This is a genomic window from Lysobacter sp. CFH 32150 (assembly GCF_022758295.1).
GTDB lineage: Bacteria > Pseudomonadota > Gammaproteobacteria > Xanthomonadales > Xanthomonadaceae > CFH-32150.
In genome coordinates, this window is record NZ_JALDWJ010000002.1 from 561312 (window position 1) to 580865 (window position 19554).

The 19554-nt window shown below is 63.1% G+C and carries 18 protein-coding genes; 9 read left to right on the forward strand and 9 right to left on the reverse strand.

The genetic code is table 11. From position 1 onward, the window contains the following. Positions 1 to 108 precede the first annotated feature (108 nt). Together MO486_RS06115 and MO486_RS06120 are read left to right on the forward strand one after the other, a co-directional pair. Complete coding sequence (locus tag MO486_RS06115; RefSeq protein ID WP_242905307.1) at positions 109 to 1257, forward strand: glycosyltransferase family 1 protein; 1149 nt, start codon at positions 109 to 111, stop codon at positions 1255 to 1257. A gap of 7 nt (positions 1258 to 1264) precedes the next feature. Next, positions 1265 to 1798: a phosphatase PAP2 family protein gene (locus tag MO486_RS06120; protein ID WP_242905360.1), complete on the forward strand. Its 534-nt coding sequence runs from the start codon at positions 1265 to 1267 to the stop codon at positions 1796 to 1798. 42 nt (positions 1799 to 1840) lie between these two features. Here MO486_RS06120 and MO486_RS06125 read toward each other — a convergent pair whose 3' ends face one another. From MO486_RS06125 to creB, 4 genes are all read right to left on the reverse strand, one after another. Then, the gene (locus MO486_RS06125) at positions 1841 to 3430 is read right to left on the reverse strand and encodes a M20/M25/M40 family metallo-hydrolase (protein ID WP_242905308.1); all 1590 of its coding nucleotides are present in this window, start codon (positions 3428 to 3430) and stop codon (positions 1841 to 1843) included. 137 nt (positions 3431 to 3567) lie between these two features. Beyond that, the gene (creD, locus tag MO486_RS06130; RefSeq protein ID WP_242905309.1) at positions 3568 to 4953 is read right to left on the reverse strand and encodes a cell envelope integrity protein CreD; all 1386 of its coding nucleotides are present in this window, start codon (positions 4951 to 4953) and stop codon (positions 3568 to 3570) included. Positions 4954 to 5037: 84 nt separating this feature from the next. Next, on the reverse strand, positions 5038 to 6468 hold the full coding sequence (creC, locus tag MO486_RS06135; RefSeq protein WP_242905310.1) for a two-component system sensor histidine kinase CreC: 1431 nt from the start codon (positions 6466 to 6468) through the stop codon (positions 5038 to 5040). Position 6469: 1 nt separating this feature from the next. Continuing rightward, entirely contained in the window at positions 6470 to 7168 is a 699-nt protein-coding gene (creB, locus tag MO486_RS06140) for a two-component system response regulator CreB (protein WP_242905362.1), read from the reverse strand. A 43-nt stretch (positions 7169 to 7211) separates the two neighbouring features. Here creB and rlmJ point away from each other — a divergent pair, with 43 nt between their 5' ends. Beyond that, positions 7212 to 8069, forward strand: a complete 858-nt coding sequence (rlmJ, locus tag MO486_RS06145) for a 23S rRNA (adenine(2030)-N(6))-methyltransferase RlmJ (RefSeq protein ID WP_242905311.1) — start codon at positions 7212 to 7214, stop codon at positions 8067 to 8069. A gap of 71 nt (positions 8070 to 8140) precedes the next feature. On the opposite strand, the gene MO486_RS06150 is transcribed toward rlmJ, so the two are convergent. Together MO486_RS06150 and MO486_RS06155 are read right to left on the reverse strand one after the other, a co-directional pair. Next, positions 8141 to 9100 (reverse strand): cation diffusion facilitator family transporter, encoded by a 960-nt coding sequence (locus MO486_RS06150; RefSeq protein ID WP_242905312.1) that lies wholly within the window; start codon positions 9098 to 9100, stop codon positions 8141 to 8143. 93 nt (positions 9101 to 9193) lie between these two features. Further along, on the reverse strand, positions 9194 to 9544 hold the full coding sequence (locus tag MO486_RS06155; protein WP_242905313.1) for an MmcQ/YjbR family DNA-binding protein: 351 nt from the start codon (positions 9542 to 9544) through the stop codon (positions 9194 to 9196). Between the two features lie 42 nt (positions 9545 to 9586). Here MO486_RS06155 and MO486_RS06160 point away from each other — a divergent pair, with 42 nt between their 5' ends. Together MO486_RS06160 and MO486_RS06165 are read left to right on the forward strand one after the other, a co-directional pair. After that, positions 9587 to 10153, forward strand: coding sequence for a GNAT family protein (locus tag MO486_RS06160; protein ID WP_242905315.1), 567 nt, complete (start codon positions 9587 to 9589; stop codon positions 10151 to 10153). Between the two features lie 86 nt (positions 10154 to 10239). After that, a complete protein-coding gene (locus MO486_RS06165; RefSeq protein ID WP_242905317.1) occupies positions 10240 to 10512 on the forward strand; it encodes a DUF4242 domain-containing protein in 273 nt (90 codons plus the stop codon). 77 nt (positions 10513 to 10589) lie between these two features. On the opposite strand, the gene MO486_RS06170 is transcribed toward MO486_RS06165, so the two are convergent. Together MO486_RS06170 and MO486_RS06175 are read right to left on the reverse strand one after the other, a co-directional pair. Beyond that, a complete protein-coding gene (locus MO486_RS06170) occupies positions 10590 to 11015 on the reverse strand; it encodes an organic hydroperoxide resistance protein (protein ID WP_242905318.1) in 426 nt (141 codons plus the stop codon). A gap of 87 nt (positions 11016 to 11102) precedes the next feature. Further along, complete coding sequence (locus MO486_RS06175; protein ID WP_242905319.1) at positions 11103 to 11552, reverse strand: MarR family transcriptional regulator; 450 nt, start codon at positions 11550 to 11552, stop codon at positions 11103 to 11105. 209 nt (positions 11553 to 11761) lie between these two features. Here MO486_RS06175 and mfd point away from each other — a divergent pair, with 209 nt between their 5' ends. Then, positions 11762 to 15223, forward strand: a complete 3462-nt coding sequence (mfd, locus tag MO486_RS06180; protein ID WP_242905320.1) for a transcription-repair coupling factor — start codon at positions 11762 to 11764, stop codon at positions 15221 to 15223. Here the strand turns inward: mfd and MO486_RS06185 are convergent. Beyond that, on the reverse strand, positions 15220 to 16281 hold the full coding sequence (locus MO486_RS06185; RefSeq protein ID WP_305037359.1) for an integron integrase: 1062 nt from the start codon (positions 16279 to 16281) through the stop codon (positions 15220 to 15222). The two genes, mfd and MO486_RS06185, sit on opposite strands and share 4 nt — an antisense overlap. A gap of 792 nt (positions 16282 to 17073) precedes the next feature. Between MO486_RS06185 and MO486_RS06190 the strand changes: the two genes are divergently transcribed. The 3 genes from MO486_RS06190 (at position 17074) to MO486_RS06200 (ending at position 19420) form a co-directional block, all read left to right on the forward strand. Further along, on the forward strand, positions 17074 to 17289 hold the full coding sequence (locus MO486_RS06190; RefSeq protein WP_242905321.1) for a DUF4287 domain-containing protein: 216 nt from the start codon (positions 17074 to 17076) through the stop codon (positions 17287 to 17289). A gap of 57 nt (positions 17290 to 17346) precedes the next feature. Then, positions 17347 to 17889, forward strand: coding sequence for a hypothetical protein (locus tag MO486_RS06195; RefSeq protein ID WP_242905322.1), 543 nt, complete (start codon positions 17347 to 17349; stop codon positions 17887 to 17889). Between the two features lie 1000 nt (positions 17890 to 18889). Then, a complete protein-coding gene (locus MO486_RS06200; protein ID WP_242905323.1) occupies positions 18890 to 19420 on the forward strand; it encodes a hypothetical protein in 531 nt (176 codons plus the stop codon). The last annotated feature ends 134 nt before the right edge of the window (positions 19421 to 19554 follow it).

Here is a 19554-nt window from a genome sequence, read left to right on the forward strand (position 1 = left end):
CCAAAAGCGAACACGGGCACTTCCGTTCCCGTCGTCATCCCTTCGTCACCTGGCTGACATGAGCAATTCATGCGCTGCTTGCAACCTTCCCAAAACGGGAAGCCGCATATGCGCTACGCCATCGTCACCGAAACCTATCCGCCCGAGGTCAACGGCGTTGCGTTGACCGTGCAGGGGCTGGAACAGGGCCTGCGTACACGCGGCCATGAGGTCTCCGTCATCCGGCCCCGGCAGGACAGCGACCTCGCTGCGACAGGCGACACCATGCTGGTGCGCGGTGCCGGCCTACCGCGTTACCCGGGGTTGAAGTTCGGATTTCCCGCTACCCGCAGGCTGATGCGACGCTGGAGCGAAACGCCGCCGGATGCGATCTATGTCGCCACCGAAGGCCCGCTCGGGTGGTCGGCCTTGCGTGCGGCGCGCAAGCTCGGCATCCCTGCCGCAACCGGATTCCACACCCGCTTCGACGAGTACATGCGCAACTACGGTGCTGCCTTCCTGCAGCAGACGGCGTTGCGCTGGATGCGTCGCTTCCACAACAGCGGCCAGGCCACGCTGGTGCCGACGCGGGAATTGCTCGAATTCCTGCAGTCGCAAGGCTTCGCCAACCCGGTGCGGCTGCCGCGTGCGGTCGATGCGACCCTGTTCGATCCCCGCAAGCGCGACCACGAGCTTCGCGAGAGCTGGGGCCTGTCCGAACACGACGTCGCCGCGATCTACGTCGGCCGCATCGCGCCGGAGAAGAACCTCGACCTGTCCGTGCGTGCGTTCCGCGAACTGCAGAAGCACAAGCCGAACGCACGCTTCGTCTGGGTCGGCGATGGCCCGTCGCGAGAACAGCTCGCGCGCGACAACCCGGACTTCATCTTCTGCGGCATCCAGCGCGGCGAGACATTGGCACGGCATTTCGCCAGCGGCGACATGTTCGTGTTTTCCAGCCATAGCGAGACCTTCGGCAACGTCACCCTCGAGGCGATGGCCAGCGGCGTGCCGACGGTGGCGTTCGACTACGGCGCCGCGCGCGAGTACCTGCGCCATGACATCCACGGCGCGGCGATCGCGGATGGCGACGACGCCGGCTTCATCGCAGCGGTGACGCGCATCGGCGGCGACGACGTCCTGCGCGGTGCCATGCGCATGGCTGCGCGCGAAGCGGTCTCCGGTTTACGACCGGAGCAGGTCGCAGCCGATTTCGACGCGTTGTTGCGCAATCTGGCGGAAGCGAGGAGGCAGGATGCATCTGTTGCCGCAGCGTGACAAATTGATGGAAGCGCGCCTCAACGCAGAGTCCAGCTGGTGCCTGCGTGCCAACCGGATCTGCGCGCGCAGCGGTGCCCGCGTGTTCTTCGCCGCGATCAGTCGACTCGGTGATGGTGTCGCCTGGTACACGCTGATGGCGGCGCTGATCGTGTTCGATGGCATCGACGGGCTTGCCGCGTCCGCCCACCTGGCGGCCACCGGCGTGATCGCGCTGACCCTGTACAAGTTGTTGAAACGCTGGACCAAGCGCCCGCGACCATTTGCATCCGATGCGCGCATCCACGCCTGGGTGGCGCCGCTGGACGAGTTCAGCTTTCCCTCGGGCCACACGCTGCATGCCGTCGCGTTCACGCTCGTTGCACTCGCGCACTACCCGGGGCTGGCGTGGGTGCTGATCCCATTCACCGCCAGCGTCGCCGTTTCGCGCGTGGTGCTGGGCCTGCACTATCCGAGCGACGTGCTCGCGGCGACCGGCATCGGCGTAGCGCTTGCCAGCCTGTCGTTGTGGCTGGTGCCAGGCGTATCGCTGTTCGTCTGAAAGGGACGCCGCGCAGGCACAAAGCGGCGCGGCGTCTTAGCATCAATCCTCGATCAGCGGCTTGCGTGGCAGCTTCACCGGCCGCATCGCCGCGTTGTACGCGAACGCCGCGACGATCGCCGAGGCCTGTTTCAGGTCTTCCGGCACGATGTGGTCGAGCACGTCCATGTCGCTGTGGTGGACGTTGGTGAAGTAGTCCAGGTCGTCCTGCACGAACTGGAAGCCGGGCAAACCGATGCGGTCGAACGAGATATGGTCGGTGCTGCCGGTATTGCGCTGGGTCACGGTGTTCGCGCCAACATCGTTGAACGGCTTGAGCCACGCCTCGAAGATCGGCGTGGCGGCGAGGTTCTCCTGCGCATACACGCCGCGGATTTTCCCGCCGCCGTTGTCGAGGTTGAAGTACGCCGCAAGCTGGTCGTACTCGCGCGTGCGGATCAGCTTGCCCTTGTTGTCGCGCAGCGATACCGGGATGTCCTTGTCCTTCGGATCCGCCGGCTCCGGATACTTGCCGAAGTGGTTGGCCACGTAGTCGGCGGAACCGATCAAGCCCTGTTCCTCGCCCGTCCACAACGCGATGCGGATGGTGCGATCGGGCCTGGCGCCCACCGCCTTGAGGATACGCATCGCCTCCATCATGACCGCCACGCCTGCGCCGTTGTCGGCTGCGCCCGTGCCGCCATGCCAGGAATCCATGTGCGCGCCGATCATCACCACTTCGTTGCGGTGTGGGCCGGTGCCGGGGATCTCGGCGATGGTGTTGTATGCGGGCTCGTCGGCATCGCCGGTGAAGCCGGCATCGACGTTGACTCGCAGGCGCACCGACTGCTTGCGCTCCAGCGCGCGCATCACGTGGTTGTAGTGCTCGGCGGCCATCGCCAGTGCGGGCACACCGACCGGTTCGCCGGCCTTGCGCGAGCCGCCACCGGACACCAGCACCAGACCGTTGTCCCAGCCGCTGATGCTCACCGTCGCCAGCGCTCCTTCTTCCATCAGGAAACGATTGAGCAGCGGCGCGAATTCATTGCGCTTGCGCCGGCGTTCGCGGTTTTCCGCGCGCGTTCCCGGCTTTTCGTCAGCCGGCACCGTGAACCCAGTCAGATCGTCGAGCGTGGCTTCGGTGTGGCGCGTGAAGTCGGACTTCTCGCCCGGCTTGTAGGCGCGCGCCTCGCTGAGGAAGACGATTTTGCCTTTCAGCTTGCCCTTGAACTTCTCGAAGTCCTCCTTCGCTTCAATTTTCGCCGCGACCACCTCGCCTTCCACCGGACCAGCCGTGCCCGGCGTCCACGCCTTCGGCAACGCGTGCAACGGAAACGCGCGCGGGCTGAGCATTTGCACGCTGGCCGAACGGAACTCCCAGCCACGACCGAACGCCGCCACAGGCTCGTCATGCACGCGGGCAAGGCCCCATTCGTCGAACTTCGCGCGGGTCCACGCATTGGCTTTCGCCATCGCCGGCGAGTTGGTCAGGCGCGGGCCGATCTCGTCGGTGAGATGGGTCAGCAGCGGCATCACCTGCGAATGATTGAACGCTTCCTGGCGGATGCGGCTGGTCATCTCCAGGTCGACCGACTCCTCGGCATGCACGGCGCCAGCCAGCGCCACGCATGCAGCCAACAGATATCGCTTCACGGCATTCCCCTGCAAGGCCACAAAGCGCCGAGTCTGCCATTCCACCCCGCGCCCGGCGCCGGGCCATCAGTCATGGTGGGCTCATGAATGACGCCGCCACGGCGACTGCCGTGGCGGATTTGCCGAATCCGTCGCGTTCAGCCAGTCGGCCGCGGCAGCGTACGCGCCGACAGCTGGTACCAGTCGACCTTGCGCGTCACCACCATGATCGCCGCCAGAATCACGAACAGCAGGCCCGAACCGAGCACCAGCGCGTTGTCCTCGGACACCAGCAGGCCATACAACGCGGCGTACAACGTCGCCAGCATCGCAGCGAAACCCAGGCCGCGGCCCAAACTGCGCAACACCGCGCTGAGGTAGAAACCGAGCAGCCCGATGCAGGCGACGCTCGAGATGAGGTAGGCCCGACCGAACTCGATGTGTTCGCTGAGGCTGACCAGCAACAGGAAGAAGATCGCCAGTGCGAGGCCGACGAGGCCGTACTGGATCGGGTGGATCGGCAATTGCTTGATCAGCTCGAACATGAAGAAGCCAACGAAGGTGAGCAGCACGAACAACAGGCCGTACTTCGTCGCGCGGTCGGCCTGCGAGTAGACGTTGACCGGATCGACCAGCGACAGCGCGATAGCATCGATGCCATCGACCGACACGCCCGCCGCCGCACGGTGGCCGTCCAGCGTGCCGTTGCCCGCATCGACCGACGGCATCGCCTTGCCGGCGAGGAATTGCGCCTGCGCGCCTGTGGCGAGCGAGGACACTTCCCAGCGGGCATGGAAGCCGTCGCTGCCGATGCGGCGCTCGCGCGGCAGGAAGCTGCCGCCGAAGCGCGGATGCGACCACGTCGAATCGAGGCTGAAACGGTTGTCGCGTGCGAGCGGAACGATCGCGAGCGATTCGGTGCCGCCAAGGACGAAGTCGAGCTGCGTCCCTAGCTGCAACGACTGTCCAGCCGCGGGCGCCTCCAGCCGCACGTGCACGCCGCTACCATCGCGGCTGCCGAAGCCTTCCACGAGCGCAAGCTCGCGCCCGTCGATGCGCAGCTTCGGCGCACCGACCAGGCCACGTACGTCGGCGATGCCATAGCTGAGCCATGGTTGGCCAATGCGACGCGGATGCGCGGGGTCCACATCGACCGGGATCTGCGCGCGGAACGCCGCCTGCGCTCGGCCTTGCCATTCGTAGACGCGCACCTGGTGCAAGCCAAGCCGGCGCAATTCCGGCCGCAGATGTCCCTCGACGACCAGCGTCGCGGGGAAGAACGTCCAGCGGCCATCGACATTGCGCGACACCTGTCGGACAACACCTTTGTCGTCCTTCTCCTCCGCTTGCACCGTCTCCGTGTACGGCACCACGAGCACCGGGCCGGCGAACGCCTGTGCGCCGGCATAACTGCCCGCGATGCTGGCGACGGCCTGGTTGCGATACTCCTGCCGTTCGTCGATGGTGCCGCGGATCATCAGCAACGGCACCAGGATCGCGATCGTCATCCCCAGCACCAGGAACATCTTCAGTAAAAGTCGCATGACCCAGCTCCCATCGTGGCAATGACGACAGGCTGGACGACGACGGTGCGCAGGCGATGGCGCGACGGTGAAGCGAGGGTGAAGTCAGGCCAGCGGCAATGTCAGCGTGGCGATCGCGCCGCCACCTTCGCGATTGCGCAAACTCACTTCCCCGCCGTGCAGCGTCGCCACCTCGCGCACGAACGGCAGGCCCAGGCCGGAACTGCGCTGCCCGTTATCGGGGCGCGGCAGCGAATAGAAGCGCTCGAACACGCGTTCGCCAGCGTAGTCCGGGATGCCGGGACCGCGATCGGCAACGATCAGGCGGACCTGCCCATCGCGGCATTCGACAGACAACTCGATGCGCCTGCCCGGCGGTGAGAACGCGGCGGCGTTGTCGACCAGGTTCAGCAGCGCCTGGCGCAGCAGGAAGGCATCGCCGACAACCGTTGTTTCCGCCGGGACCGGTGCAATGTCGAGTGAGTGATCATTCGTGCGCAGGGTCGGCAGCATGTTGTCTGCGACTTGCTCCAGAAGATCCTTGATGGCAACCGGTTCGCGCCGCTGCAGCCAACTCTGCTGCTCCACTGCCGCAAGGGCGAGCAGTTTGTCGATCATCTCGGTCAGGCGCACGCCCTGCCCTTCGACGTTGCGGGCGAAGCGCAGGCGCTCGGCTTCCGGCAGTGGTTCCTGCAGCAATTCGGCGGCACCGCGAATGGCTGCCAGCGGGCTTTTCATTTCGTGGGTGAGCGCCTGCACATAACGTTCGACGTATTCCTTGCCATCGAGCTTGCGTCGCATCGTCTCCAGGGCGCGACCGAGGTCGCCGATTTCGTCTCGGCGCCTCGGCGGCGGCGGCACGCGTTCGCCAGCACTGACGGCCTGCGCATAACGATTGAGGCGGCCAATGCCGCGCGCCAGCCACGCCGTCATCGCCAGGCCGATCAGCGCCGACAAGGCCAGCAACCAGCCGCCCTTGCGCAGGATTTCCTGCTGGCTGGCTTCAATGAACGGCTCCATGGTGCGGTTGGCCTTGGCCACCGTGAGCACACCGATGATCTGGTCGCCACGCATGATCGGCGCGGCGACGTGCATCACCGTGTTGCCTGTATCGCCGGGCGTTTCCGGGCTGGACCGCGCGCCGTACTGCCCGCGCAAGGTGAGGTAGACGTCGTTCCAGCGCGAGTAATCCTTGCCGACCGCCTCGCCGCGTGAGTCGTAGCGGACGATGCCTTGCGCGTCGGTCACGTAGATGCGGTAGTCGAAACGATCCTTGTGGAATTTCCAGATCGCGGCGTCGAGCCGGCGCCGCTCGGCGGTTTCGACTTCGCGCGCGAAAGCGCCATCGGCGATATGGCCGCTGCGCATGTCCTCGGCGGCGAGTGCGGCCAACACGGTGGCGGTGTCGGCAAGCGTGGCTTCCATCGCCTGGCGCACGCCCGGCTTCACTTCATTGACGAACACCCGCATGACGAAGAACGCGGCGAGGCCGATGATCAGGAATACGCCGAGGAACAGTCGCAGACCCAGTCGCACTTCACGCCTCCAGCGAGTAACCGAGCCCGCGATGGGTGCGGATCGGGTCGGCGTTATCCTTCCCAACCGCCATGCCCGCCGCGCGCAACTTGGCGCGCAGGGTCTTGATGTGCGTGTCGATGGTGCGATCGCCGCTGTCGGCGGCATCGTCCCAGCCACGGTCCATCAGCTGCGCGCGGGTCAGGATCGCGCCGGGCCGTTGCAGCAGGGCGGCCAGCAAGGCGTATTCGTAGCGCGTGAGATCCAGTGCATGGCCGTGGTAACGGATGCGGTGGCCATCACGATCGATCGCGAAGGCGCCGCGCTCGCTCCATGCAGGTTCGGCACTGCGCGGTCGCCGCAGCCGCGCGCGCACGCGCGCGACCAGCTCGCGTGGCGAGAATGGCTTGGCCATGTAGTCGTCGGCACCCAGCTCGAGGCCAAGCACGCGGTCGATCTCGTCATTGCGCGCGGTCAGGAAGATCACCGGCACGTCGCTGAAGCCGCGCAACTCGCGGCATACATCGAAGCCATTCGTATCGGGCAGGCCGACGTCGAGCACCACCACGTCGATGCCGCCGGCGCGCACCCGCGGCAGCACCTCGCGCCCGAGCAGGCAGTGCTCGGCTTCCAGGCCCTCGCTGCGCAGCGCGTACAACACTGCGTCGGCGATGGCGGCTTCGTCTTCGGCGATCAGCACCTTCGGCATGCGCCGCAGCATAGCGGGCTGGCGCGAACCTGCCGAGCGCACCCACAATGCCCGCATGAACTACCGCCACGCCTTCCATGCCGGCAACCACGCCGACGTGCTCAAACACGTCGCCCTGCTCGCATTGTGCGAGGCGCTCACCGTCAAGTCGTCGCCCTGTTTCGCCCTCGACACCCACGCCGGGCGCGGGCTGTACGCCCTCGACGGCAACTCCGCCCAACGTACCAGCGAGGCCAGGGATGGCATCGGGCGGCTGCTGGCCGAGGCGCCGAAGCACCCGGTGATTGCCCGCTATCTGGCTGCGATCAAGGCCTGTCGTGCGGCTCATGGTGCCGCCACCTACCCCGGCTCGCCGTGGTTGCTGGCGCACGCACTGCGCCCTGAAGACCGCATCGCCGCCTGCGAATTGCAGCCGGAAGAAGCGGCGGCGCTGAAGACCAACTTCGCCAGGGACGCGCGGATCGCGGTGCACCAGCGCGACGGGTACGCCGCATTGAAGGCGCTGCTGCCGCCGAAGCTCGGCACGACCAAATTCGGCCGCGGCCTGGTGCTGATCGATCCGCCGTACGAAGCGCAACTCGACGAATTCGATACCGCGCTTACAGCATTGCGCGAAGGCCTGTCGCGCTGGCCGGAGGCCATGTACGCGCTGTGGTATCCGATCAAGCTACGTCGCGTGCTGCACTCGTTCTATCGCGAGGCGACGAAGTTGCCGGCCAAATCCACGCTGGTCGCGGAACTGCTGGTACGCCCCGACGATTCCCCGCTGCGCATGAACGGCAGCGGCCTGTTGATCCTCAATGCGCCCTGGCAATTCGACGGGACGCTGGCGCCGGCCCTGGCGATGCTGCGCGATGCGATGGGCGAAGCGGGAGCCAGTTCACGCGTGGAATGGCTCCGGGCGCCCGCATGACTCTCGTAGGGTGGGCTTCAGCCCACCATCGCTTGCATGATTGAACCGGTGGGCTGAAGCCCACCCTACGCCTATCCGACGCTCGGGGCTTCCGCTGAAATGTAGTCCTGATCGGGCCGGTGGCGATCTTCGATCTCCGGCTCGAAGAAGCTCCAGCGCACATTCGAAAACTTTGCCTTCATCGCCGTCTCGATCCGGTTGATGTCCTCGACCAGCGCACGCATCGACGGCCGTTCCTGCATGACCGCCTGCACCGACACCATCACGTCGTTGCCGAGCTGCAGGGTGATCAGGCTGAGCACCTTCTCCACCTGCGGCTGGCCTTCGATGAAGCTGCGGATTTCAGCCTGCAGGTCGCCATCCACGCTCTGTCCGATCAGCAACGCCTTGACCTCGATCGCCACGAACACCGCAACCACGATCAGCAATACGCCGATCGCCAGTGTGCCGATCGCATCCCAGACCGGATTGCCGGTGACCACCGACAGCACCACCGCGAACAGCGCGAACACCAGGCCCAGCAGCGCGGCCAGGTCCTCGCCGAAGATCACCACCAGTTCCGCCTGGCGGCTCTCGCGGAACCATCGCCACAGTGAACGGCCGCCGCGCGCCTTGTTCACTTCCTGCATGCAGGCGCGCATCGATGCGGCCTCGGCGACGATGCCGAACACCAGGACGCCAACTGCCCACCACCACTGCTTCAACGGTTCCGGGTCATGCAGCTTGTGGAAGCCCTCGTAGACCGAGAACATGCCGCCCACCGAGAACAGCATCAGCGCGACCAGGAACGACCAGAAATAGATCGCCTTGCCGTAACCGAGCGGATAGTCCGGAGACGGCGGCCGCTTCGCCTGCTTCATGCCCAGCAATAGCAACAGCTGGTTGCCGCAGTCGGCCAACGAGTGCACGGTCTCGGCCAGCATCGCGCTGGAACCGGTGAAGAAGGCAGCCACGCCCTTGCTGACGGCGATGGCGAAATTGGCGCCGAGTGCGAAGAGGATCGCGCGGGTGGAGTCGCCGCTGCCTGCCATGGGGTGCTCGTCTGAATCGGGGGAAGGCGAAGTTTAACAAGCGCCCACCTCCGGCTATTAACATCGGCAAGCTCTTGAATCAGTAGCAAGCCCTTAATCGGCAAGTTCGCGCTGGGTCTTCTTCGGCAGCTTCGCGCGCACCAGCTCGTAACTGCGTCGCAGCAATCCGGCCAGCTCCACATCCGGCAGGCGTTTGGGCTCGGCGACGAGGACCCAATGCGCGCGGGCCAGGTACGGCGCCGGGATGAAACCCGGGCGCTCGGTCAATTCGAGGAAGCGTTCGTCCTCGACCTTGAAGCTCAACCTGCCCGCCAGCGGCCCACGGACGCAGAGCACGCAGAACATCTTGCCAACGACGGAGAACACCAAGTCGTCGTCCCATTTGATGTCGCTGCCGACGCCGGGCCAGCGATCGACGATATCCCGAAGCGCCGCCTCATTCATTTGTAGAGCATAGCTTCACCTTCCCCGTGGCAAGCTTCCTGAATGGCTGCCCGTAACCGCCTTCCCCCATGGCACGAGCATCTGCGCCTGACCAATGGCCGCGAGGTGCTGATCCGCCCGATCCGGCCGGACGACGCCGAAACCCTGCGCGCCGGTTTCGCCCTGCTGCAGCCGGACGAGATCCGTCAGCGTTTCCTCTATGCATTGAAGGAATTGACGCCGGAGATGGCCGAGCGCCTGACCCGGCCGGACAGCAAGCGTGAATTCGCGCTGGTTGCGGCCGAGCCGCTCCCTCCGGGCGAAGCGCTGGTCGGTGCGGTCGCGCGGGTGGTCATCGCCGACAGTGCGTCTGGCGACGGCAGTCGCGATGCCGAGTTCGCGATCCTGGTCAGCCGCTATATCAACGGCATGGGCCTGGGCAGGCACCTGATGCGACGGCTGGTGCGCTGGGCGCGGGGCAAGAAACTCGATCGCCTGTATGGCGATGTGCTCGAACACAACCAGGCGATGCTGGCCCTGGCCACGTCGCTGGGGTTCCGCCGTGAAGCTTCGGATGCACCGGGTCTGGTGCGCGTGGTGCTGGACCTGCGTCCATCCTCCACTCCGTAACAGGTCGTGGCGTCGGCCGTCGTGCCGTGGAAACGCCGTTCAGTACGTTACTTGGGGCGCGGCCCTGAGCCCAAGAGGAGCCCGTCATGCCCAGATATGTGATCGAACGTGACATCCCCGGTGCCGGCAAACTGTCGCCGCAGGAACTGAAGGCGATCTCGCAGAAGTCCTGCAGCGTGCTCGAAGGCCTCGGGCCGCAAATCCAGTGGGACCACAGCTACGTCACCGGCGACAAGATCTATTGCGTCTATATCGCACCCAACGAGGACATGGTCCGTGAGCATGCCAAACAGGGTGGTTTCCCGGCCAACCGGGTCTCCGAAGTCGCAACCCTCATCGATCCGGTAACCGCCGAGTAGCGCGGATAAAAGCGAAAGCCCAGCACGTAACGAGCTGGGCCTTCGTCTGGAACAATATCTTGATCGCCTCAGCGGGATCACACCACCGTCAGCGTGACATCGATGTTGTTGCGCGTGGCGTTGGAGTACGGACAGACGACGTGCGCCTTCTGCACCAGCGCCTCGGCCTGCTCGCGCGGCACGCCCGGCAACGAGATTTTCAGTTCGACTTCAATGCCAAAACCGGTGGCGCTCGGACCAATGCCGACATTGCCTTCGATCGACGTATCGGCCGGCAGCGCGATCTTCTCGCGGGCGGCGACGACTTTCAGTGCGCCGATAAAACAAGCCGAATAGCCCGCGGCGAACAGCTGCTCCGGATTGGTACCTGCGCCGCCTGAACCGCCGAGTTCACGCGGCGTGTTCAGCGTGAGATCGAGGGCACCATCGGCTGAGACGGCACGACCTTCGCGACCCCCGGTTGCGGTGGCTTGGGCACGATAAAGAACTTTTTCGATGGACATGGATATTCCGAATTTTATGCGGCTAAGGGGGGAGAACGACCGAGTGCCGCGATCGGCGTTCCAGTACGCATTAGTGGGTTTCGTAGCTCACGCGTGCTTCAACAGACTTGTACGCAGCCGCTCCAACTGCACCTTGAGCGAACCAATTTCATCGATCGAGCATTCGGCCGCACGGCTCATGGTGATGGGCACATTGCTCGCCTGCTTCTTCAGCGCACGCCCTGCTGGCGTCAGTGCGATGACCACCTGACGTTCATCACTGATCGCGCGCGTGCGAGTGACCAAGTCGGCAGCTTCCAGACGTTTCAGCAACGGGGTCAGCGTTGCCGAATCCAGGAACAGGCGCCCACCGATGTCCGACACGCTCAGTGCGTCGCGCTGCCACAGCACCATCATCACCAAGTACTGTGGATAAGTGAGGCCGAGTTTGCGCAACAGCTTTCGATAGACCTTGTTCAACGCTAGGCTCGTCGAATACAACGCGAAGCAGAGCTGGTTGTCGAGTTCAAGGGATGCTTGGTTCGGGGTTGCTCTCATGGCCTGCAATTTACATAGCGCGCTATTTAATAGCAAGCTATTTATATGAACGGATAATGACCGCACCCAGCGATGGCTTATGTGGACATGCCTGCCGCATCGCACCGAAAGCGCAGCCTGCGGCACGCTCTCGCGTAAACTTGCCCCACTTTGCGCTGGCGGCGATGGCTGCCGGCGCTGCACTTGTTTTGACGCGAGATCACCACCCGATGGCGAAACCCGAGTTCCCTGTCCCGCCGCTCCCGAAAGCTGGCCAGCAGCGCGCGTACTGGCGCGCACCCGCATCCGCGTCCGCACTCGCGTGGGCGATCGCCCGCGCCGCCGATACGCACACCGGTCCGCTGCTGGCGATCGCGCGCGACAACCATGCGGCGCATCAACTCGAATCCGACCTGCACACGCTGCTCGGCGACGCGACATTGCCGGTGTTGCCATTCCCTGATTGGGAAACCTTGCCCTACGACCAGTTCAGTCCGCATCCGGATATCGTGTCGCAACGCCTCGCGGCGCTGCATCGTCTGCCGGCGTTGAAGCGAGGCATCGTGGTGGTGCCGGTACAAACGCTGCTGCAGCGGCTGCCACCACTGCGTTACGTGGTCGGCAACACCTTCGACGTGAAAGTCGGGCAACGACTCGACCTCGATACCGAGAAGCGCCGCCTTGAAAGCGCGGGCTACCGCCACGTGCCGCAAGTCTTCGATCCGGGCGACTTCGCCGTGCGCGGCGGCCTGCTCGACGTCTACCCAATGGGTGCGGACGAGCCTTATCGCGTCGAACTGTTCGACGATGTCATCGACTCGATCCGCGCCTTCGATCCGGAATCGCAACGTTCGCTGGATAAAACCGAAGCGGTGCAACTGCTCCCGGGCCGCGAAGTCCCGCTCGACGATGAAGCGCTGAAGCGCGCGATGAACACGCTGCGCGACCGCTTCGACATCGATACGCGCCGCAGTGCGCTGTTCCAGGACCTCAAGGCGGGCCTCGCACCGGCGGGCATCGAGTACTACCTGCCGCTGTTCTTCGACAAGACCGCGACGCTGTTCGACTACCTCGGCGAAACGATGCTGCCCGTTATCGGCGAAGGCGCGTTCGTCGCGGCCGATGCGTTCTGGACGCAGACCCGTGAACGCTACGAGCAGCGCCGTCACGACATCGAGCGTCCGCTGCTGCCGCCGGACGAACTGTATCTGCCACCGGATGCACTGCGCGAACGCCTGAACCGGATCGCACGCATCGATGTGCTCGGCAGCGAGGATGCGAAAGCGCAACAAGCCCATGCGCTCGGCGTGCAGCCGGCGCCGGACGTTCCGGTAGCAGCGAAGGATGCCGCGCCGGCGGCGGCCTTGAAGTCGTTCCTCGCCAGTTATCCGGGCCGCGTGCTGATCGCAGCCGATTCTGCTGGTCGGCGCGAAGCACTGTCCGAGGTGCTGCACGCTGCCGACCTGCAACCACGCACCCTCGCCAGCTGGAATGAATTCCTCGGCAGCGATGTGCGTTTCGCCGTTGCGGTTGCGCCACTCGACAACGGCTTCGCCCTAGACGAACCTCAACTGGCGATCCTCACCGAACGCCAGCTCTTCCCCGAACGCGCTGCACAACCCCGCCGCCGCAAGCGTGCCGGCCGCGAACCCGAAGCCATCATCCGCGACCTCGGCGAATTGTCCGAAGGCGCACCCATCGTCCACGAAGACCACGGCGTCGGCCGTTACCGCGGCCTGGTCACGCTCGATGCAGGCGGCACACCGGGCGAATATCTCGAGATCGAATACGCCAAGGGCGACCGCCTGTACGTCCCCGTTGCGCAGCTCGATCGCATCAGCCGCTACTCCGGTGCATCGCCGGAAACAGCGCCGTTGCATTCGCTCGGCGGCGAGCAGTGGGCAAAGGCCAAGAAGAAGGCTGCGGAAAAGGTTCGCGACGTGGCGGCGGAACTGCTCGAGATCCAGGCCAAGCGCCAGGCCCGTGCCGGACTCGCGCTGGAAGTCGATCGCGGGTCGTACGAACCGTTCGCCGCGACGTTCCCGTTCGAGGAAACGCCGGACCAGCACTCTGCGATCGAAGCGGTGATCCGCGACCTGTCGTCCTCGCAACCGATGGACCGCGTCGTCTGCGGCGATGTCGGTTTCGGCAAGACTGAAGTCGCCGTGCGAGCGGCGTTCGTCGCCGCCAACGCCGGCAAGCAAGTCGCGGTGCTGGTACCGACCACGCTGCTGGCAGAACAGCATTACCGCAATTTCCGCGACCGCTTCGCCGACTGGCCGCTTAAGGTCGAAGTGCTGTCGCGTTTCAAAAGCACGAAGGAAATCAAGGCCGAGCTCGACAAACTGGCCGAAGGCAAGATCGACGTCGTCGTCGGCACACATCGGCTGCTGCAAGGCGACGTTCGCTTCAAGGACCTCGGCCTGGTCATCGTCGACGAGGAACAACGCTTCGGCGTGCGTCAGAAGGAAGCGCTGAAGGCGCTGCGTGCCAACGTGCACCTGCTGACGCTGACTGCAACACCGATCCCGCGCACGCTCAACATGGCCATGGCCGGCCTGCGCGACCTGTCGATCATCGCCACGCCACCGGCACATCGCCTGGCGGTGCAGACCTTCGTCACCCCGTGGGACGGCGCCCTCTTGCGCGAGGCGCACCAGCGTGAACTCGCACGCGGCGGCCAGGTGTACTTCCTGCACAACGATGTCGAATCCATCGGCCGCATGGCACGCGACCTGCAGGAACTGGTGCCGGAAGCGCGCATTGGCATCGCCCACGGCCAGATGCCGGAACGGGAACTCGAGAAGGTGATGCTCGACTTCCACAAGCAGCGCTTCAACGTGCTGCTGTGCACGACCATCATCGAATCAGGCATCGACATCCCGAACGCCAACACCATCGTGATGAACCGCGCCGACAAATTCGGCCTGGCCCAGTTGCACCAGCTGCGTGGCCGCGTGGGTCGTTCGCACCACCGCGCCTACGCCTACCTGGTCGTGCCCGACAACCGCAGCATCACCGCAGACGCACGCAAGCGCCTCGACGCGATCGCGGCGATGGACGAACTCGGCGCCGGCTTCACCCTCGCCACGCACGATCTTGAAATCCGCGGCGCCGGCGAGCTCCTCGGCGAAGACCAGAGCGGGCAGATGGCCGAAGTCGGCTTCAGCCTCTACACCGAACTGCTGGAACGCGCGGTGCGCAGCATCAAGCAAGGCAAGCTGCCAGACGTCGACGGCACCGAGCGCCACGGCGCTGATGTCGTGCTGAACCTGCCCGCGCTGATCCCCGACGACTACCTGCCCGACGTCCATGAGCGCTTGACGCTCTACAAGCGCATCAGCAGCGCACGCGACGTGGAAGCGTTGCGCGAACTGCAGGTCGAGATGATCGACCGCTTCGGCCTGCTGCCGGATGCAGCCAAGCATCTCTTCCATGTCGCCGAACTGAAGCTCGACGCGACCCATCTCGGCATCCGCAAGCTCGACCTCGGCCCGAATGGTGGCCGCGTGCAGTTCGAAGCGAAACCGAATGTCGATCCGATGACGGTGATCCAGCTGATCCAGAAACAGCCGAAGCATTACGCCATGGACGGGCCGGACAAACTGCGTCTCAAGCTCGACCTGCCGGATGCCGTGACGCGCCTCAGCGCCGCCCGCGGGTTGCTCACCGCACTGCGACCCGCGGCCTAGGCGGCCGCGGCCTCGACAGCGAATCGGAAGCCGGCTGGCTTGCCGGCCTCGCTCATGATGGCAGCCAAGTACGCCGCCGGCGTCTCGGCGCAACGGTCCAATGGGCTCATCACGCCCCCGGCACCGCGATTCAAGACATGCGTATAGATCTGCGTCGTCGCCACATCCTTATGGCCAAGCAATTCCTGCACAGTGCGAATGTCGTAGCCAGCTTCGATCATGTGCGTCGCGAACGAATGCCGCAACGTATGTGCACTGAGTGGCTTGTTGATCCCGGCCCGCAAGCGCGCGCTTTTCAACGCCCGCGACAGCATGCCGTCATCGAAGTGATGGCGGCGCTCGACCCCATCGCGAGGATCGACGGTCCGATGCACGGCCGGGAATACGTATTGCCATCCGAAATCACGCGGTGCGGCGGGATACTTCCGGGCCAGCGCATGCGGTAACCAGACCGCGCCGAACCCTGCCAGCAGATCATCCGCATGAAGGAGCCGAGCACGTTCGACTTCGCGTTGCAATGGCTCCACCAACGATTTCGGCAACACCGTGCGCCGGTCCTTGCCTCCCTTGCCATCGCGCACCGTGATCTCATTGCGCGCGAAATCGACGTCCTTCACCCGTAGTCGCAGGCACTCCATCAGCCGCATGCCGGTTCCGTACAGCAGGCTGACGAGCAACCACGGCCGACCATCGAGTTGCGCCAGCAAAGCCTGCACCTCTTCCCGCGACAGCACGGTCGGCAGCCGCCTCGGTCGCTTGGCCCGCACCACGTTCTCCATCCACGGGAGATCGATGCCCAAGACCTCGCGGTACAGGAACAGCAGCGCCGACAAGGCCTGGTTCTGCGTACTGGACGCCACTTGTCCCTGTACCGCCAACGTCGACAGGAAGCGCTCCAGGTCCGGCGCCCCCATGTCTCGCGGATGTCGCTTCCCATTCGTGAGAATGAATCGCTTGATCCAACCGATATAGATGGTCTCGGTACGCAAACTGTAGTGCTTGACCCGCAAACGCCTTCGAACTTCTTCCAACAAGCGCGGTTTCTTTGAGCCCTCCATGGCACCGTTTATCACCTCGCTTTCTGGGTCATAAGACATAGCGCCTCGGATCGTTAAATATGCACGACGATCCTGCGGCTCGGCTGACTCGCCCGCCATCAGCCAAAGCATTGATTCGTTATAGGGTTTTTCTGCTTGACGGTCTGTTACGGCGCCCTGAATATCCCGTCCATATCCCCGCTTTTGGGGTCTACTAAGCGTTAGCCCCTATGAGAGCACTCCTACTCGCATTGTCAGCAATCATCTGCGGCTGCAGCTTGGACGTTGCGGAGAGACACTACGAAAACTTGGCCGCTGCGGAGGGAGACACGTGGCTACCTGAGTCTGTCCTCCCACCATCTACTCGCGATATTGACGAGCAAAACAACCTTGATCTCAACATCAGTTCCGGCGAGTTCCGGTTTGCCCCATCGGAAGCAGCTGCATTCTTCGATCGCCTTACGCCTACCGCCCCTGGCAAAGTCCCATTTGAAGATTGGGAGGCACTTGTCGATGACCACATCAAGGATGGCGGTTCCGTTCGGTACTATCGGGATCAGGAGGGCTTTGACTGGGCTTTCTTCTGCGCCCCGAGTAAAGACCAGTGTCACTTCGACGGTTGGCTCCGCCGCTAGGGGCTAACAATTCATTCAAGCCGAAGCCGCTTCGCGGCTCGGCTTAATTCAGGCGTTAGGCCCCTGATGGCAACATCCAGCATTGTCGATTTCTTGCGAGCTCGTTCGTCGGGTAGATAGGGGCCGGCCAGGCTAGCTAAGGTGGCTATCCGCCTGTCTCCAACAGTGAGGGTCGTTCATGACTACGGATACAAAAGTTAAGGGGCCAGCTTCGTACTTCCCGTCCATCGAGAAGAGCTACGGGAAGCCTTTGGCGCACTGGTTCAAGGTCCTTGATTCCGTTCAAGATAAGAAGCACATGGAGCAGGTGGCTTTCCTCAAGACTGAGCACAAGATTGGCCACGGTCACGCGAATGCACTTGTCGCTTATCACAAGGCCCGGCACGGGGCCTAACAATTCATTCAAGCCGAAGCCGCTTCGCGGCTCGGCTTAATTCAGGCGTTAGGCCTCATGAGCGACGGCGACATCGACTATTCGAAGTACACGCTTTCTGAGCTCGAAGAAGTTTTTGCAGGGATCAATAAGCACCAGTATCCGAAGAACTACGCAAACCTGTGCTCTGCGTACAAACGATTGAGCGGAACGGCAGCGCCGCAACCAGAGAACTCCTCTGTGCCGGATGAGGTCGACGAGGAGCAGCTGCGACCAAAGTACGATGAGAACGGCCGCTACATACCCAACCATATTTCTGGTGGCGAGAGGGCCAGCCATATCATCTTGTCGCTGCTGCTCTTTGCTTACGGTAGCTACGGCGTTTGGATCAATGACCTCTTCATCCCTGGCAGGAGATCCCGTGGTGTTCATCTGCAAGGCGCTCCTGCCTGGACCATGTACGGAGCAATGATCTGCGCCTGTTTGGTCATGCTCTCCTTGATGATTGACCACTACGATCGACGCGACAATGAGAGGCACTACCGGACATTCGCTGGGATCGGTGAGGTTCTTGGCTGGTCCCTTTTTGGCCTCTCTCTGCTCTGGGCTGTGTTCCAATGAGGCCTAACAATTCATTCAAGCCGAAACCGCTTCGCGGTTCGGCTTAATTCAGGCGTTAGGCCTATGAGTCGAATATCACTGATGCTTGTAGCCCTGTGCGCACTCTCTGGCTGCGCCAATCTTCCGCAGCGCGAACTGAGTTCGGACCAAGTGCTGGCCATTGCCATGAATCAGCTCCAGGTAAACGCAGACGGGTACAACATCGCGATCGATAGGGTTGAGAGCGGATGGTCTGTTTCTGCCGTCCCAAAGTGCGGGCCAGAAACCAGCGCTCCCTCAGAAAGCGCCCAGACAGTCAAAGATGCTGCTGTGGGAGAGATCGAGTCCACAACTATCCTATGCGCTGGCGGCGACATCCACCTGCTTTATGATCCATACGGAAAATTGACCGGCAGGTACCTTGGCCAATAGGCCTAACAATTCATTCAAGCCGAAGCCGCTTCGCGGCTCGGCTTAATTCAGGCGTTAGGGCGCTGACTTACCAATAAAGCTGGCGAACCATGTCAAACGAAAGCGACGTTCGTTCTGGCGGGTGCCAATGTGGCGCAATCCGCTACAAGTTGTCACACGACCCTGTGGCGCTCTATGTGTGCCATTGCACGGAGTGTCGCAAACAATCTGCATCGGCTTTCGGCATCTCCTTCATCGTGCCGCAAACCGCCTTGCACGTCATGCAAGGAGAGCCACGGTTCTGGTCCCGCCCCACCGCCACGGGAAACACTCTTGGTTGTGCGTTTTGCCCTGAGTGTGGCTCAAGACTTTGGCACCAACGACGCGGCACCACCGACATCTTAAGTATCAAGGGTGGCTCGCTGGATAAGCCGATTGATCTTGGTCAGGCCACCCACATTTGGACGTCTAGCATGCTTCCGGGCATCATTCTGCCGCAGGGAGCCGTGCAGCTTTCTGGGGAGCCCAATGAGTACTGAGACGCGCCCTAACAATTCATTCAAGCCGAAGCCGCTTCGCGGCTCGGCTTAATTCAGGCGTTAGGGCGCATATGCGACTTCTTACTGCTCTCATTGGCACCTTGTTACTTGCGTCCTGTTCCGAGTCCTATCGCGATCTTGATCGTGCTTTCGGACAAGACGAAACCTCAAACACTCCGCCAATAGCTGCTGATTCTTTCTTCATCACCAACCTTAAGCACCAAGGCGTAACGAGCTTTCATGGAATTGCCAAAGTTCGTGTATCCCCCGGAAGGATTGAACTCACCCCAGGGGCTCCTTTCATGCGCAGCCTATCGATACCCGCCAGTAACATTGCGTACTGTGGTATGACTTGTTTTGGCACAAGCGATCCACGCGTTGACCTACTTATTCCAAGAACCGGATCGAGCATCACCGTCAAGAACAAAAGAGAAATGCTCGATTGGTGCTGGGACAATAAAAAGGCGGTCATCTCTGGTGCAGACGAGCGGAACTGGGAGTACAAGGGTGGCTCTCTTCCACCGCAATCAAAGTATGCCGCACAGCTTGATGACCGTACCGTATTTGAAAAGCAGGCGTACCAGAGCTGTCTCGGTTATTAGGTTGCGCCCTAACAATTCATTCAAGCCGAAGCCGCTTCGCGGCTCGGCTTAATTCAGGCGTTAGGCACCCATGAAGCACTCAGCGCGCCCATTCTTAGTTAGCAGCGTACTTCTTACATTTGTTTTGCTTGCCT

What these genes read in the sequence shown, in the direction of transcription:
- MO486_RS06175 (WP_242905319.1), bottom strand. Translation starts at nt 11,552, where the DNA reads ATGAGAGCAACCCCGAACCAAGCATCCCTTGAACTCGACAACCAGCTC.
- MO486_RS06185 (WP_305037359.1), bottom strand. Translation starts at nt 16,281, where the DNA reads ATGGAGGGCTCAAAGAAACCGCGCTTGTTGGAAGAAGTTCGAAGGCGT.
- MO486_RS06150 (WP_242905312.1), bottom strand. Translation starts at nt 9,100, where the DNA reads ATGGCAGGCAGCGGCGACTCCACCCGCGCGATCCTCTTCGCACTCGGC.
- MO486_RS06165 (WP_242905317.1), top strand. Translation starts at nt 10,240, where the DNA reads ATGCCCAGATATGTGATCGAACGTGACATCCCCGGTGCCGGCAAACTG.
- MO486_RS06120 (WP_242905360.1), top strand. Translation starts at nt 1,265, where the DNA reads ATGGAAGCGCGCCTCAACGCAGAGTCCAGCTGGTGCCTGCGTGCCAAC.
- MO486_RS06190 (WP_242905321.1), top strand. Translation starts at nt 17,074, where the DNA reads ATGACTACGGATACAAAAGTTAAGGGGCCAGCTTCGTACTTCCCGTCC.
- rlmJ (WP_242905311.1), top strand. Translation starts at nt 7,212, where the DNA reads ATGAACTACCGCCACGCCTTCCATGCCGGCAACCACGCCGACGTGCTC.
- MO486_RS06160 (WP_242905315.1), top strand. Translation starts at nt 9,587, where the DNA reads ATGGCTGCCCGTAACCGCCTTCCCCCATGGCACGAGCATCTGCGCCTG.
- MO486_RS06200 (WP_242905323.1), top strand. Translation starts at nt 18,890, where the DNA reads ATGCGACTTCTTACTGCTCTCATTGGCACCTTGTTACTTGCGTCCTGT.
- MO486_RS06115 (WP_242905307.1), top strand. Translation starts at nt 109, where the DNA reads ATGCGCTACGCCATCGTCACCGAAACCTATCCGCCCGAGGTCAACGGC.
- mfd (WP_242905320.1), top strand. Translation starts at nt 11,762, where the DNA reads ATGGCGAAACCCGAGTTCCCTGTCCCGCCGCTCCCGAAAGCTGGCCAG.
- creD (WP_242905309.1), bottom strand. Translation starts at nt 4,953, where the DNA reads ATGCGACTTTTACTGAAGATGTTCCTGGTGCTGGGGATGACGATCGCG.
- MO486_RS06170 (WP_242905318.1), bottom strand. Translation starts at nt 11,015, where the DNA reads ATGTCCATCGAAAAAGTTCTTTATCGTGCCCAAGCCACCGCAACCGGG.
- creB (WP_242905362.1), bottom strand. Translation starts at nt 7,168, where the DNA reads ATGCTGCGGCGCATGCCGAAGGTGCTGATCGCCGAAGACGAAGCCGCC.
- MO486_RS06155 (WP_242905313.1), bottom strand. Translation starts at nt 9,544, where the DNA reads ATGAATGAGGCGGCGCTTCGGGATATCGTCGATCGCTGGCCCGGCGTC.
- MO486_RS06195 (WP_242905322.1), top strand. Translation starts at nt 17,347, where the DNA reads ATGAGCGACGGCGACATCGACTATTCGAAGTACACGCTTTCTGAGCTC.